Annotated in this window: 11 protein-coding genes; 7 read left to right on the plus strand and 4 right to left on the minus strand. The window is 62.1% G+C overall.

The features are described 5' to 3' along the window. Positions 1-45: 45 nt before the first annotated feature. The gene (locus VWZ85_RS18945) at positions 46-1,350 is read right to left on the minus strand and encodes a UDP-glucose dehydrogenase family protein (RefSeq protein ID WP_260107657.1); all 1,305 of its coding nucleotides are present in this window, start codon (positions 1,348-1,350) and stop codon (positions 46-48) included. A gap of 334 nt (positions 1,351-1,684) precedes the next feature. Beyond that, positions 1,685-2,695 carry an NAD-dependent epimerase/dehydratase family protein gene (locus VWZ85_RS18950; RefSeq protein ID WP_416587299.1) on the minus strand — a complete coding sequence of 337 codons (1,011 nt, stop codon included), beginning with the start codon at positions 2,693-2,695 and terminating at the stop codon, positions 1,685-1,687. Between the two features lie 153 nt (positions 2,696-2,848). Here VWZ85_RS18950 and VWZ85_RS18955 point away from each other — a divergent pair, with 153 nt between their 5' ends. Continuing rightward, positions 2,849-3,889, plus strand: coding sequence for a glycosyltransferase (locus tag VWZ85_RS18955; protein WP_416587300.1), 1,041 nt, complete (start codon positions 2,849-2,851; stop codon positions 3,887-3,889). Between the two features lie 12 nt (positions 3,890-3,901). On the opposite strand, the gene VWZ85_RS18960 is transcribed toward VWZ85_RS18955, so the two are convergent. Then, entirely contained in the window at positions 3,902-4,810 is a 909-nt protein-coding gene (locus VWZ85_RS18960; RefSeq protein WP_416535230.1) for an ABC transporter permease, read from the minus strand. Positions 4,811-4,926: 116 nt separating this feature from the next. Between VWZ85_RS18960 and VWZ85_RS18965 the strand changes: the two genes are divergently transcribed. The 6 genes from VWZ85_RS18965 (at position 4,927) to VWZ85_RS18990 (ending at position 13,515) form a co-directional block, all read left to right on the plus strand. Then, on the plus strand, positions 4,927-6,357 hold the full coding sequence (locus VWZ85_RS18965) for a sugar transporter (protein ID WP_416554609.1): 1,431 nt from the start codon (positions 4,927-4,929) through the stop codon (positions 6,355-6,357). Positions 6,358-6,374: 17 nt separating this feature from the next. Continuing rightward, positions 6,375-7,031, plus strand: a complete 657-nt coding sequence (locus VWZ85_RS18970) for an ABC transporter ATP-binding protein (protein ID WP_340547845.1) — start codon at positions 6,375-6,377, stop codon at positions 7,029-7,031. Positions 7,032-7,190: 159 nt separating this feature from the next. Then, positions 7,191-8,354 (plus strand): UDP-galactopyranose mutase, encoded by a 1,164-nt coding sequence (gene glf, locus VWZ85_RS18975; RefSeq protein ID WP_416535232.1) that lies wholly within the window; start codon positions 7,191-7,193, stop codon positions 8,352-8,354. Positions 8,355-8,495: 141 nt separating this feature from the next. Then, a complete protein-coding gene (locus VWZ85_RS18980) occupies positions 8,496-9,794 on the plus strand; it encodes a hypothetical protein (protein WP_340547847.1) in 1,299 nt (432 codons plus the stop codon). Then, entirely contained in the window at positions 9,791-10,708 is a 918-nt protein-coding gene (locus VWZ85_RS18985; RefSeq protein ID WP_340547848.1) for a glycosyltransferase family 2 protein, read from the plus strand. Before VWZ85_RS18980 ends, VWZ85_RS18985 begins: the two co-directional genes overlap by 4 nt. An 86-nt stretch (positions 10,709-10,794) precedes the next feature. Next, positions 10,795-13,515 (plus strand): glycosyltransferase family 4 protein, encoded by a 2,721-nt coding sequence (locus VWZ85_RS18990; RefSeq protein WP_416587301.1) that lies wholly within the window; start codon positions 10,795-10,797, stop codon positions 13,513-13,515. 175 nt (positions 13,516-13,690) lie between these two features. Here VWZ85_RS18990 and VWZ85_RS18995 read toward each other — a convergent pair whose 3' ends face one another. Beyond that, positions 13,691-15,160, minus strand: a complete 1,470-nt coding sequence (locus VWZ85_RS18995) for a calcium-binding protein (protein ID WP_416587302.1) — start codon at positions 15,158-15,160, stop codon at positions 13,691-13,693. Positions 15,161-15,972: the final 812 nt, after the last annotated feature.

Consider the following 15,972-nt stretch of genomic DNA (forward strand, 5'->3'; position numbering starts at 1 on the left):
GCTGTATCAGGGTCTTTTTGTGTTTGGGGTGATGTCCGGGTGGGTTTAGCGGCCCACCCCGATATAGGTCTCGAACCCGGCGCGTTTGGCGGCTTTGGCGGTGTAGATATTGCGCAGATCCACCATCCGGGGCTGCGCCATCTTGCGCCCCAGCGCCTTCAGGTCGAGGGCGCGGAATTCATTCCATTCCGTCAGCAGCACCACCAGATCGGCATTGCGCACGGCCTTATAGGGGTCGTCTTCCCATTTGACACCGGGCAGCAGATCGCGGCCTTCGGCCTCGCCCTGCGGGTCCACCACCCGCACCTTGGCGCCGCCGCCGATCAGGGCCGGCACGATGGTGAGGCTGGGGGCCTCGCGCATGTCATCGGTATTGGGTTTGAAGGTGACGCCAAGCACCGCGATGGTCTTGCCGTTGAAACTGCCGTCACAGGCGTCGCGCAGCTTCTCCAGCATCCGCGCCTTGACCTCCTGATTGACCCGCATCACCGTTTCGGTGATCTGCATCGGATAGGCGTGGTCCTGCCCGATGCGCGCCAGCGCGGCGGTGTCCTTTGGGAAACACGACCCGCCATAGCCGGGACCGGCATGCAGAAACTTATTGCCGATGCGCCCGTCCAGCCCGATGCCACGGGCGACCTCCTTTACATCGGCGCCCACCCGTTCACAGAGGCCTGCGATTTCATTCATGAAGGTGATCTTGGTCGCCAGAAACGCATTGGCGGCATATTTGATCATCTCGGCGCTTTCGAGATCGGTGGTGAGGATCGGGAAATCGCGCAAATATAATGGCCGGTAGATCTCGGCCATGACCTCGGCGGCGCGGTCGTTCTGCACGCCGACGACCACCCGGTCGGGGCGCATGAAATCATCAATCGCCGCCCCTTCGCGCAGGAATTCCGGATTGGAGGCGACGTCAAATTCCGCCGCCGGATTGGCTTTGGCAATCACCTGTTTCACCTGCCGGTTGGTGCCCAGGGGCACGGTCGATTTGGTGACCACCACGGTATAGCCCTGAAGGGCGGCGGCGATCTCCTCGCTGGCGGCCATCACATAGGTGAGATCGGCATGGCCATCGCCGCGCCGCGTGGGCGTGCCGACGGCGATGAACACCGCTTCGGCCTCGGCCACGGCGGCGGCCAGATCATCGGTAAAGGACAGCCGGCCCGCAGCCACATTGCGCGCCATCAGATCCTCCAGCCCCGGCTCGTAGATCGGCACCTCGCCGGCCTGCAGCCGCGCAATCTTGGCCGCATCCTTGTCGACACAGATCACATCATGGCCAAAGTCGGAAAAACAGACGCCGGAGACCAATCCGACATATCCGGTGCCAATCATTGCAATGCGCATGGGGGCGGTCCTTTGCTGTTGCCTCATATCCTCCGCTTGCAGGGGCGGAGTGTTGGGGATCAGACATATACGGGCGCGCGGGAGGCGGGAACCGGAATTTTGGTCAGGACTCAGGCTGATCAGGGTGCGGAAGTGGCCCAATGGGGCGGGGAGTGAAATAGGTCCGGTTCGGACCAAATGTTTCGCACGCGAAACATTTGGTCAATTATGCTGACCTAATTTGAGGAGATGTCCTGATCCCGATTTCACAGAAATCGGGAGGCCTGCGGCGCGAGTATTTGGGGAAAGGTGACAGGTCAGAAGCGCATGTCGCGCCAGATCAACCCTGCCCGGATCAGCCTTGGGTGCCGCTGTAATACTCCCGGTACCAGGCCACAAACCGCGCGACGCCTTCTGCGACGCTGACCTGCGGTTCATATCCGGTGAGCTGGCTCAGCAATGTGGTATCGGCCCAGGTGGCAGGCACATCGCCGGGCTGCATGTCCATCAGGTTTTTGCGGGCCGTGATCCCCAGCGCGGTTTCCAGCGCCGCGATATACTCCATCAGCGGCGTGGGTCTGGAGGCGCCGATATTGACCACCCGGAAGGGGGCGACAGGGCTGAGATTGTCCTGTTCCGAGACCGGCTGATCCCCCGGCACCGCGTCGATCAGCCCGGCGATGCCCGCAACCAGATCGTCGATATAGGTGAAATCCCGGCTCATCCTGCCGTGGTTATAGACATCGATCGCCTCACCGGCCTCTATCGCCCTGGTGAATTTGAACAGCGCCATATCGGGCCGGCCCCAGGGCCCATAGACGGTGAAAAACCTGAACATCGTGGTCGGCAGCCCGTAGAGATGGGCATAGGAATGCGCCATTGTCTCGCCTGCCTTCTTGGTGGCGGCATAAAAGGACATCTGGTGATCCGCCTGCTGGCGCTCATCAAAGGGCATCTGCGTGTTGGCACCATAGGCCGAGGAGGTGGAGGCGATCAGCATATGGGCGGGCGGATGGGCGCGGGCGGCCTCCAGCAGTTCAAAGGTGCCGATCAGATTGGCCTCAAGATAATCGCGCGGCGCATCGATGGAATGGCGCACCCCGGCCTGGGCGGCGAGATGGATCACCACATCCGGTTTATGGGTGGCAAACAGCCCCATCAGGCGGCCGGGATCTTCCAGCTTGCCAATGATTGGCGTGAAGCTCGCGTAGTCCGCCAGCCGCGCATGGCGGCACTCCTTCAGGGTGACGTCGTAATAGGGCGAGAGGCAATCCAGCCCAATGACATGCCAGCCTGCGGCGAGCAGCCGGTCTGCAAGGTGATAGCCGATAAAGCCGGCCGATCCGGTGATAAGAGCGGTTTTCATGCCCCTTAGGTGGCGGCTTGGGCGCGGGGTGTCAATGCGTCCTGTGGCGCGGGAAAGCGACCTGTGACCGGCAGGTGAATTGACAGCACGGTCTATTTATGAGCTTTGCGCTCTGAACCAGATCCGCCGCCGCCCACAGGAGCCTTTGCCACCGTGACTGAACCCCTGATCCCCGAGCCCGCGCATCAGGCTGCGGCCGCCGCTGGTGCTACCGCTGGTGCCGGACGTCTGGTGGCGGTGGTGGTCACCTATAATCGGCTTGCGAAACTCAAGGTGACATTGGCGCGGCTGCTGGACAGCCCGGGCGCGGAGCTGGCCGCTCTGGTGGTGGTGGACAATGCCTCTGATGATGGCACCGGCGACTGGCTGGCGACCTGGGGCGCGGATCATTCGCGGGTTGATGTGGTGACCAGTGCCACCAATCAGGGCGGGGCCGGGGGCTTTGCCCTGGGGATGCAGCGCGCGATGCAGGCGCATGCCCCCGACTGGCTGGTGGTGATGGATGATGACGGCCGCCCGGAACCCGGCGGGCTGGCGGCGTTTCACGCCATGGGGCAGAGCGGTGAGCTGGCCCATTGGGACGCGGTGGCGGCGGCGGTCTATTTCCCAAGCGGCGAGATCTGCGAGATGAACCGCCCCTCGCGCAATCCGTTCTGGAGCCTGGGGCATTTCCTGTCCACCGCGCGCAAAGGGCGCGATGGGTTCCATATTCCGCGCAGCGCCTATGACGGCGGGCTGAGCGCGATTGATGTGACGTCTTTTGTGGGGTTTTTCATCTCGGCGGCGGCGGTGCGGCGGGTGGGCTACCCGGATCCGGACCTGTTCATCTATGGTGATGATGCGCTTTATACGCTGGGGCTCAGTGCGGCGGGCGGGCGCATCTGCTTTGCCGCGGATGTGCGGTTCGAGCATGATTTCTCCACCTTCAGCAATGGCGACAGCGGCCAGCGCTTTCGCCCGCTGTGGAAGGTCTATTACCACCACCGCAATCTGCTGCTGCTTTATCGGCAGGCGGCGGGCTGGCTGTTCTGGCCGGTGCTGCTGCTGATCCTGCCGAAATGGATCCTGAAAGTGCGTCATCACCCCGGCGTGCGCCGCGCCTATCTGCGGCTCACCTGGCTGGCGGTGCGCGACGGGCTGCTGCGGCGTCTGGGGCGCCGCCATGCCGCGGTGCTGGCAGAGGCTCGCGAATAAATAAGGCGTAGATCAGCGGTTCAGGATCACCCGGTGATAGCGGCGCATCAGGATCAGGCCCAGGGCGGTCAGTGTCATACCGATCAGCAGCACATAGGCATGGCTGACGTAATCGGCATTATAGGTGGGATAAAATCCGGTGCGCATCAGCCCGATGATATGCAGAAGCGGATTATACCACAGAATGTCCTGTGCCACCGGCGGCAGGTCCTCGTAGATATAGATCACGCCGGAGGCCAGGAACAGCGGCCGGGTGATGATCGACCAGGCCACATCCCACAGGGGGAACAGCCCCATCAGCACCGCATTCATGCAGCCGACCCCCAGCCCGAGGATCATGGCGAGGGCGATGGCTTCGACCAGGGGGGGCAGGTCGATGGCGGTGCGGCTGTCGATCACCGCGAGGATACCGGTCATCAGCAGGGTGGTGATGACAATGCTGGTCAGGCTGTTCAGCACAAACCGTGCCAGGATCGCATCCAGCCAGGTGACAGCGGGGTATCGCAGCAGGGGGCGGGAATAGGCAAGCGCCCGCGCAACGGTGCCGGAGAGAGTCTGATACAGGTTAAATGGCAGGAATCCGGTTGCGTAAAACAGCAGGAAACTGGTGCCGAGCGACGGCGTGCGGATCACCAGCGAGAAGCCCAGCGACAGGAACAGGATCGCGGCCAGGGGCTCTAGGATCCCCCAGAGATAGCCACCGGGGGTGCGCCCGTAGCGGGTCGACATCTCGCGCAGCACCAGCGCGGCCACGGTGCGCAGCGTCGCCATGCTGCGGCGGTGGCGGCGATGCGGATTGGCGGCGGGGCTGGTGGGGATCTGGGCCGGCGTCTGGGCGGGAGCCTGTGCCGTAACCTGTGTCTTTGGCGGGCTTAACGGACGGGGCTGAGCCGGGGGCGCAGAAGAAGACAGGCTGGCCATGAACACCCCATGAATACCCATTGTGAAACGCGGATCGCGAACGGTATTATGAGAGAAACAAAAGACAATGACAAACGGCTTGGGGCAGGGTGCTTTTGGGCCAGGACAGGTTGATCATGACACAGACGCCCCCGTCGGCCCTGGCCGGACGCCCCGCCTCAGAAGAGGCGACATCAGAGGAGGCGGCTGCGGCAGATACCGCAGCAAGCACAGCAACCGGTACACCCGCGGCCTCTCCTGCTGCCACAGCATCGGACACGGCCCCGGATGCAGCAGAGGCCGCCGCCCCTGTCCAGCGGGTGCCGGATCCGGTCAAACAGCTGAAACGGGTACGGCGCAAGGCGCGCAAGGCCGAGGCCGCCGTGGCCGAGCTGGAGGCGCGTATCGCTGAGGCCGAGCAGCGCCCGGCCTATCCGCTGGCACGGCCTGCCAGCATGAAAAAACGCCACTGGGGGCTGGTGATCAGCTTTGTGGCCTTGGTGCTGGCGCCGCTCCTGGCGGTGATGATCTATCTCTGGACCTTTGCCGAGGATCAATATGCCTCCACCGCAGGCTTTACCGTGCGCAGCCAGGAAAGCAGCGGCGCCAATGATCTTCTGGGCGGGCTGGCGCAATTTACCGGCAACAGCAGCGCCTCGGACAGCGACATCCTCTATGAATTCATCCAGAGCCAGGAAATGGTGGCCGCGGTCGATGCGGCGGTGGACCTGCAGGGGCATTACAGTGCGCTCTGGCCGCGCGACTGGGCCTTTGCGCTCTGGCCGGAGGCGACGATCGAGGATCTGACCTGGTACTGGCAGCGCATTGTCGGGATCTCCTTTGACAGCGGCTCGGGGCTCATTGAGGTGCAGGCGCTGGCCTTTGACGCAGAAACCGCGCAGGCGATCACAAAAGCCATCGTCGCCGAGAGCCAGACCCGGATCAATGCGCTCAATGAACAGGCGCGCGCCGATGCGATGCGCTATGCCCGCGCCGATCTGGACGAGGCGCTGGAGCGGCTGAAGGCCGCGCGCCAGTTGCTGACCCAATTTCGCACCCGCACCCGGATCGTCGATCCCGAGGCCGATATCCAGGGCCGTATGGGGGTGATGAACAACCTTCAGCAGCAGCTGGCCGAGGCGCTGATCCAATATGATCTGCTGCGGGGCACGGTCAGCGAGGCGGATCCGCGGCTGACCAAGGCGCAGCAGCATATCGACGTCATTCGCGACCGCATCAATATCGAACGGCAGACCTTTACCTCCGACAATACCGACACCGGTGGTGTCGGTGAGGATTACCCGTCGCTGATTGCCGAATTCGAACGGCTGACGGTGGATCGCGAATATGCCGAGGAAAGCTACCGTGCCGCGCTGACGGCGCTGGAGGTGGCGCGCGATGATGCCGCCCGCCAGAGCCGCTATCTGGCGACCTATATCAACCCCACCCGTGCCACGGAGCCGGAATACCCGCGCCGCGCCGTGCTGGCGGCCCTGGCCGGGCTGTTCCTGCTGCTGACCTGGTCGATTCTGGCGCTGATCTATTATTCGATCCGCGACCGCAGCTGAGGCGAGAGGGCAGGGCAGTGATCCGGTTTGAAAATCTGACCAAGAGCTTCTGGCTCAAGGGGGAGCGGCGGGTTGTCATCGACAATCTGAACCTGACGCTGCCGACGGGCCGGTCGCTGGCGCTTCTGGGGCGCAACGGGGCGGGCAAATCCACCCTGCTGCAGCTGGTGGCGGGCACCATGCGCCCGGATCATGGCGAGATCATCTCCGATGGGTCGATCTCCTGGCCGGTGGGGCTGGCGGCGTCGTTTCATGGCGATCTGAGCGGGGCGGAGAACGTCCGTTTCATCGCCCGGATCTATGGGGTCGATACCGATGATCTGGTGGCATTTGTCGAGGATTTTGCCGAATTGGGCAAATTCTACCATATGCCGATGCGCAGCTATTCCTCGGGGATGCGGGCGCGGCTGACCTTTGGTGCGTCTATGGGGATCAAATTCGACACCTATCTGGTGGATGAGGTGACGGCGGTGGGCGATGCCGCCTTCAAGCGCAAGAGCCGCGATATCTTTACCGACCGGATGCGCCACTCCAGCGCCATTCTGGTCAATCATTCGATGCGCCAGCTGCGCCAGTTCTGCAATGCGGGGCTGGTTCTGGACAATGGTCGGCTGCGCTATTTCAGCGATCTGGATGAGGCCATTGCCGAGCATCACCGCCTGATGGCGGTCTGATGGCGGTCTGGCGGCGCTGCCCGATCTGCGGTTATGTCGTCGCAATATTCTGAAACAAAAGGGAAATGCGGCTCTTCGCCTGTGCGGAAACCGAACCTTGTGTGCCTCTGGATTGTTTGACAAAAAGGGCAGGGGACGCAAACAGGACGGGGTGCCGGGGTGAATATACTGATGGTGGGCGCAGGGCTTTCGGGCGCTGTGATCGGACGGCATCTGGCCGAGGCAGGCCACAGGATCACGGTCATGGACAGCCGCAGCCATATCGGCGGCAATTGCCATACCGAGCGCGACGCCGAGACCGGCGTCATGGTGCATGTCTACGGGCCGCATATCTTTCACACCGATGACGGCGAGGTCTGGGACTATGTGAACCGTTTCGCGCGTTTCCTGCCCTATAAGAACCGGGTGAAGACCACCAGCCTGGACCCCGAAGGGCGGCGCGGCGTGTTCTCGCTGCCGGTGAACCTACATACGATCAACCAGTTCTTCGGCAAGACCCTGCGCCCCGAAGAGGCGCATGATTTCATCACCGAAGAACAGGCCGATACCTCCATCACCGATCCGCAGACCTTTGAGGAACAGGCGCTGCGCTTTGTCGGGCGCGATCTTTATGAGGCGTTTTTCAAGGGCTATACGATCAAGCAATGGGGCGTGGCGCCAAGCGCGCTGCCGGCCTCGATCCTGAAGCGGCTGCCGGTGCGGTTCAACTACGACGACAATTACTTCTTCCACAAATATCAGGGCATGCCGGAGGACGGCTATACCGCGATGATCGCCAAAATCCTCGATCATCCGGGCATAACGGTCAAGTTAGAGACTGTTTTTGATCAGTCCCAGGCGGCAGATTTTGACCATGTGTTCTACTCCGGGCCGCTGGATGGGTATTTCGACTATCAGCTGGGGCGGCTTGGCTACCGGACGCTGGATTTCGAACGCTTCACCCATCAGGGCGATTATCAGGGCTGCGCGGTGATGAACTACGGCGAGGAAGAGGTGCCCTATACCCGCATCACCGAGCACAAGCATTTCGCGCCCTGGGAAAGCCACGACGGCTCGGTCTGCTACCGCGAATATTCCCGCGCCGCAGAGCCCGAGGACATCCCCTATTACCCGATCCGCCAGGTCGAGGAGAAGGCGCTGCTGGGCGATTATGTGGCGCTGGCGGAACAGGCCCAAGGGGTGACCTTTGTCGGCCGTCTGGGCACCTATCGCTATCTCGATATGGATGTGACCATCCGCGAGGCGCTGGACACCGCCCGCGGGTTCCTGGCGGCTGAGGCGCAGAACGCCCGGGTGCCTGCGTTCTTCGTGGCGCCGCTCTGAGCGGATCGGAGCGGATGTGACAGGCGGATGTGACAGGGCGGGCCGCTGCCGGGGCGGCGGCTTGGTCTGGACCCGTGCCGGATGTTAGAGTAGGGCTTGGGCGCTGGAAAACAAGGCTGATGCAGAAACGAGATGGAGCCGATGAGCGACAAGACCGGAGCCAGACCCAAGACGCTTGTGATTCACATCGGCGACCACAAGACCGGGACCACCACCATTCAGAACGCGCTGGCTGTTGGCAGCATTCAGCTGCATGACGCCAAGCTGCTGTACCCGGCCAAGCTCAACCATAATTACCTGACCGGGTTCATCACCAGCTATCGCAAGGGCACCCCCCTGCCCAAGCATCTTGAGGATCGCGATGGTCTGGAAGAGGTGGCGGCCCAGATTGCGGCCTCGGATGCGGATTATGCGGTGCTGTCCGCCGAGGCCTTTGAAAACATCCCGGCACCGGAATTCCACGATCTGGTCGAGACCTTCTTTCGCGGCTGCGCCGATCGTATCCATATCGTGGCCTATGTGCGCCCCCATGCGCAGCGGATCCTGTCGAGCTATGCCGAGCAGATCAAGATCGGCTGGTATCGCGACAGCATGCAGGACTTCTTTGACCACAATCTGCAAAATGGCCGGTTCCATTACGCGCCGCGCTTTGCCCAGTGGCGGGCGCTGTTCGGCGATGAGTTCACCCTGCGCCCGATGATCCGCAAGGAGCTGAAAAACGGTTCGGTACTGGATGATTTCGCCGAGGTGGCCTTTGACGGGCGGCCCTGCACGGTGGAGGAATTCGAGCCTGAAAACCAGGCCATGACCGTGCGCGAGCTGGCGCTGATGTATTTCCTGCAGGGCCAGTTCCAGGAGCAGGACCCCTGGCTGCGCCATACGCTGGGCTGGGAATTGTCGCGCCAGCTGGACCGTTCGCGCAGCGAGAGCGAGGCCAAGGTGCGCAAACTGGTGATGGCGCGGGATCTGGCCGAGGCCGCCACCGCCGCCTACCGCAGCGATGCCGAGATCATGGATCGCGAATTCTTTGGCGGCCGGCCGCTCCTGCGGAACGCGCTGCGCGACATGGAAAAACAATCCGCCCCGCGTGCGCCCTCGCTGGATCCGAGTCAGTTCTTCAGCCCCGAACATCTGCGCAATCTGACCGTCATGGCCAAGATCATCGAAGGTATGCTGGAACGGCAGGGCAAATGGCCCTCCTATTTCCACAGCCACCGGATCAAGGATATTGAGCGGCACAAGAATGCGCGTCTGGGGCTGGATGAAAATGGCGATCCGCTGGACCCCGAGGCGGAGATGCCGACCGTATCCGAGACCGCAGCGCCGCCCGCCACACAGAGCGCCGCCACCACATCTGACAGGCCGGCCCAGACACCACCGCCCGCCCGCGCCCTTGCACATGCCGCAGCCGCGGCTGCGCCACAGAAGGATCAGCCATGAATATCCGTTCCTCCCTTGCCGCGGTCATCGTGACCTATAACCGGCTGGACAAGCTGAAGCGCGTGATCGCCGCCCTGCAGGCACAGACCTGCCTGCCGGAACGGGTCTTTGTGATCGACAATGCCTCCACCGATGAAACCGGCAGCTGGCTGAGCCAGCTGCAGAAGGACGACCCCCGGTTTCAGCATGTGCGCCTGCCGGAAAACATCGGCGGCGCCGGTGGCTTTTACGAGGGCGCGCGGGTGGCCTATGAGGAAGGTTATGATTTCATCTGGTTCAGCGATGACGACGCCTATCCCGAGCCCAATGCCATTGAGCTGCTGCTGACCGGCATCAAGGATTTCGAGGCGCGGTTCACCTGGCGGCCGTCTTTTGCCTGTTCGGCGGTGAAATGGACCAATGGCGATCTCTGCGAGATGAACACGCCCTCAACGGTCTGGGACTGGCCGCGGTTCTACAGCCCCGAGACGCCCTATTTCCTGGTCGGCTCCTGCTCCTTTGTCTCGGTGCTGGTGCCGCGTTGGGCGATCCAGAAACATGGCTTTCCGATCAAGGAATATTTCATCTGGTACGATGACGCCGAATACACCCAGCGTATCGCCAAATCCTATCCCGGCATCTACTGCCCCAACAGCGTGGTGGTCCATGATGTGCCGGAAAACAAGGGCGTGAACTATTCGCTGGTGAACCAGGCCAATATCTGGAAATTCCGCTATGGTGCGCGCAATGAGGCCTCGTTCCGCCGCCGCGAACAGGGCTGGGCCGGGGTGGCGGTCTTTGCCCGCGGGGTGCGGCGGCAGATGCGCCAGGGCAATGTGGAGAAATCGCTGCGCCGTGAGGTCTACAAGGCGATCTGGCAGGGCTGCTCCTTCAACCCGCCGATCATCCGCCCCGACCCCGATACCGGCGTCTGAGGCGAGATCTGCCCGCAAAACCACCCGCAGCGCCGGATCCGCCGGACAGATGTATCACAGATCAAAAGGACAGGCAGGGAGCCCCCATGTCTCAGGACAGAGAGTATATCGATCAGGAGATCGCCCAGATCCGTTTCATCTATGAGACGCTCTACCCCGAGATCCCGGTCGAGGCCCATATGTGGTGGGAAGAGGCCAAGCTGCCGACCCCGGCGGTGCAGCCGCAGGATATGTCCTATGGCGCCGAGATGATGGCGCTGACCTATATCGGCAATCTGCGCACCGGGCCGCAGGAAACCCCGGCGCTGCCGGGCAAGCGGGTGTTTGTCACCATCCCCTCGCCGCGTCAGGTGGCGGTCCGCGAAAGTGCCGGCGGCGTGGCCTGGCACAAACGGCCGCGCAAATATCGCGCCATTCACGCGCTCTCGCCGATATTGGCGGAGCAGATGAAATACCAGATCGAGGCCCGGCGCTGGCGCAAGCTTCCCGCCCGGCATAAATTCTCCCGCCTGGCCTGTTCGCGTGGCATCTTCGAGACCCAGACGATGGCCCCTGAGGGGCGCCATGGCGGCAAGGATCCGGCAATCCTGATCGGGTTGCACTGGCTGGATGTGGGCGGCGCCGAAAGCCTTGGCATCGACAGCATCCGCTGGGCGCTGGACGCCGGGTTGCGGGTGTTTGTCATGGTCGGGCAGGAAGGTCCCGAACGGCTGCTGGCCAAGCTGCCGGAAGATCCGCGCCTGCAGCTGATCCGCACCGATCGCTATCTGCCGCGCAGCCAGACCAGCGCCTTTGTCAGTCAGCTGATTGCGCAGGAAAACATCATCCTCACCCACAATCACCACTGTGTGCCGCTCTATGATGCGCTGCCGACGATCAAGTTGCGCCATCCGCATGTGGTCAATCTCGACAGCACCCATATCGTGGAATATGCCGATGGCGGCTATCCGCGGATTTCCGGTGTCTGGAGCAATTTTATCGACCATCACCATGTGATCAGCGGCGAGCTGGAGCGGTTCTACAAGGAACGCTTCCGGGTTTATGGCAGCAAGCTGGTGCTGGGGCGTCTGCTGGATGACAGCCGTCGCGGCGCTGACGTGGTGCCGGTGCGGATCCGCGCGGGCCAGACCCGCTGCCGCGTCGCCTTTGTCGGGCGGATGGTGCATCAGAAACGCCCGGTGGTGGCGCTGTCGATCATCCGGCGGCTGCGGGCTTGGGGCAAACGCAACGGCGTGGATTTCCGCTTTGATATGGTGGGCGAGGGCCCCTATCGCGGCGCGGTGGAACATCTTTTGACCCGCTACCGTCTGGCGGATGTGGTGCATCTGCATCCCGCAGGCACCGATGTGCCGGGCCTTCTGGGGCAGAGCGATATCCTCCTGGTGCCGTCCTCGAACGAAGGGCTGGCGCTGGTCTGCTATGAGGCGATCGAGGCCGGCTGTGTGCCGATCTGTTCCGATGTGGGGGCGCAGGCTGAGATCTGCCCGCCGGAGACGCTGGTGGCCTGGTCACCCCTGCAGGCGGTGCGCGAGAGTGTCGCGGTGGTGCAGCGGCTGTTGCGCGAGGAGGGTTTTGCCGAGGGGGTGGAGGCCGGCCAGCGCGCCCGGATGCAGGCCTTGCAGAATGACCCCTCGGCGCGCGAGGTGCTGTCGCAGCTGTATCGTGATGCGCTGGCGGCGGTCGCGGCGGAGAGGCCGGGCAGCACACCTGCGGCGGCAGAGCGCCCCGTGCCCCCAAGCCCCTATCTGGAAAAAAAAAAGCGTAAGCTCTGGCTGCATATAGGGTCGCATAAGACGGGATCGACTTCGTTGCAGATCGCGCTGCGACAAGGCCAGATGCAACAGACCTTGGGCAGCTGGAGTTATCTGCATGCAAAGCCCCGGGTCGATTTCAACCCTCTCATCCGCAATCACAAGATGGGAGGGAACATGTATTCCGAATTGCGCTGGCCGTTTCTGGAGCGGCGCATGGCGGATGCGGATCAGCGGGAGTGTGGCGACTGTATCATTGCGACGGAAATGCTGTTCTGGCTGATGAACCCGAACGATATCCGGGCATTGCACAGGCGGCTGCGTGAGCATTTCGACGAGATCAACGTGGTGGCCTATCTGCGCCGTCAGGACACATTGGCGCTGTCGCACCGCAAACAGGTGATCCTGGGGCAGACGGCCTATCAGTTCTATGGCGCGCAGCTGCAGGCCTTGCCGGTCTATCGGCCGCATATGATGCGCTATTTCGACTATGCCACCAAGCTGGCGCGCTGGGAGGAGATGTTCGGGGCCGGGAATGTCACCGTGCGCCGCTTCCAGCGCAGGGATCTGGTGGGCGGCGACACGGTGCTGGATTTTTACAATCTGGTGGGGCTGACGCCGCCGGACAATCCGCCGCGTGACAACGAGGCCTGGTCGCGCAGCCAGATTCTGGCGGGGCTGTGGCTGCGTCAGCAGGGATTTCCCAAGAGCAGTTTTGAACAGATCCTGCGGGAGCTGCCGGAGGATGGGCCGTTGTTGCCGTCGCGGGCGGAGATGCAGGGCTTTCTGGCGCGGTTTGACGACATCAATCGCAGGCTCGCGCAGCGTTATGATCCCGAGGGGCCGGAGAGCTTCTTTGATCTGGAGTTCGACCGCTACCCGGAGGTGGCCAATGGTGGCCGCACAGCGGCGGGCGGGTTTGACGGTGATCCGGTGCTGACAAAAGAGCTGTTGCAGGAGCTGAAGGCCGGGGCCGAGGCGGAATGCGCCCGGCAGGATCTGGCGCGGGATCCGCTCAATACGGCGGATCAGCTGCTGGATCTGGTGGAGGCCTGAACCGGTCACCCACAGGAAAACGGGCGCTGGACCCTCACCCCCCGCAGGGATCTGCGGGGGTTTTCTTTGCGCAGTGCAATCCCCCGGCAAAGAAACCAGCACAGACAACAGCGCTCCCGCGCAAAAGAAAAGGCCCCGCAAAGCGGGGCCTTCCCTAAGACTGTGACGGCGCGGATTAGGCGAAGTCGAAGTCGGATGCGTCCAGGTCTGCCAGGGTCAGGCCGTCGAGCAGAACAGTGGTGTCCGCGTCGATGGCAAGAGTGACGCCTTCGGAGGTTTCGTAAGCAACGGCCAGAACGTCGGCCAGGTCGTTGTAACCCAGACCTTCAACATTCAGCTTGTCGCCGGTTGCGAAGTTATTGATGGTGGTTGCACCGCTGTCATCACGCAGGATGAAGGTGTCATCGCCATTGCCACCATCCATGGTGTCGTTGCCAAGGCTGACATACATCATGTCGGAGCCATCGCCACCGTTGACGACGTCATCGCCAGCACCGCCGCGCAGTTCGTCGTTGCCAAGACCACCGTCCAGATTGTCGTCGCCGTCACCGCCACGCAGGGTGTCGTTGTCGTCGCCGCCGATCAGGGTGTCTTCACCGTCGCCGCCGTTGATGATGTCATCGCCGTCACCACCGTTGAGGTTGGTGTCGTCGCCGTTGCCGCCAAAGATGATATCGTCGCCAGCACCACCGGTGATGTCGTCTGCACCTGCGCCACCGCCCAGGATGTTGCCGTCATCGTCGCCAGTGGACAGAACGTCGTCGCCGTTGCCGCCGCGCAGAACGTTGGCGCCATCGCCACCTTCAAGGGTGTCGTCGCCGTTGCCACCGATCAGGGTGTCATCGCCGAGACCTGCTTCGATGTCGTTGTCCTGGTCGTCACCGTTGAAGGTGTCGTTGCCTGCTTCGGTGGTCGCGGTTTCGTCGATGTCTGCGGAGCCTTCAGCAGCATTCCAGACGTCGTTACCGGTGGTGAAGGGAATTTCCGCTTCGAAGGTCACGGTCACGGTCTGGGTGTTGGTGCCGTCGGACAGAACCACCTCAAAAGAGAACGTTGCATCGTCGCCAACATTGCCCTGAGCGGTCAGTGCTGCCGAGTTTGCAGTGAAGGCCAGATCGGTGCCGTTTGTGATTGCAAATGCGCCGGAAGCATTGGTGAAGTTGTTGCCAACGGTTGCAATCGCTTGGCCATCGACGCTGACGATGGATGTTGCGTCAAACTGAGTGCGAGACGCATCTGCGCCGTCCCAGTCGTAGCTGAAGGTCGTCGACAGATCCGAAGGAGTGCCGTCTGCGTCGCCAGCTGCCGGGTTGATCACGCCGGAGGAGGCAACGCCCGCTTCCAGAGTTGCACCATCGTTGAAAGTCACGGAGGTGAAGCCGCCTTCCAGGGAAGCCGCGAAACCAGCGGTGTCGTCGTCATCCAGGGTCCAGGTGTCGGTGGTCGAATCGTAGGATACGTCCGCATTTGCACCAGCCAGAAGTGTCGACAGCGAGTTACCTTCGAGGGTCAGCGTGTCTGCGCCGCCATTGCCTTCAAGAGTGCTGGCAGCAGCAAATGTTACTGCGTCGGTCAGGGTGACTGCGTCGTCACCTGTGGTGCCGGCAACGAAAGTCTCGCCGGTGGGTACATTAATATTAGCCATTTTCTACTCCGTAGTAATGCTCGTCGATTTCTGCGAACAAACGCGCCTGCCTTATGCCCGCAAAGGTTTTACCGCTCTCTGTCTCTCTGGATGGGCATCTGTTGTCAAGGAAACTTGCGCCAGAGGGGTCAGGAATTGCGGAGATGTCGAAATCGTGCCCTTCCCGCCACGCCGCGGGGGGAGGGCACGGCGGGGATTTCTGGTGGAGACACCCATTTTAAGGGTTGAAAAGGCGGAGTCTTTTTGCAAACTCTATGCCCCATAGGGGGTGCGTTGCGGCGGGCCTGCGGGAGCTATTGTGGAATGGCCTCTATTTTTGCGGCAGAACTTGACGTTTTGCGAAGATCCTGCGCATTTTGTTAACTCTTTGTTAATACATCCTATGAGGGTAGGGAATTCCTGACCCCTGCCATTCCCTCTCCTTCAGGGTGTGTGGTTTTTGCCACCATGGCCGGACGGGCTTTTCATTTATCAACATTCCGCCCCGGCGTTTTAAATGACGCGCGCGAATTCTTTCACATTTTATTCGCGCAAAGAGAGCTTTGATTTAAATTAATCGGCTTTTTTCGAGGTGATCTCCGCCATATGCCGTCGAGAGTTTCACTTTTTCCACACTACGCCCTTTGGTGTAGGAAGGTGGTAGCGCCCCGATGCGGGGAAAAACCGGTCAAATCCGGCCAGATCTGACGCAAGGGCAGCTGCGCGGACAGAGAATCTCTGGCCCGCTGTCGGGGCTGTGTCCCTGTTGGAGCAGGCCAGAGCAGGCCGGGGGAATCGCGAGGGCGGGCCGACTCCGGGTTGGCTGGGGGCCG

Source organism: Phaeobacter sp. JH20_29 (assembly GCF_048056175.1).
Lineage (GTDB): Bacteria > Pseudomonadota > Alphaproteobacteria > Rhodobacterales > Rhodobacteraceae > Phaeobacter > Phaeobacter bryozoorum.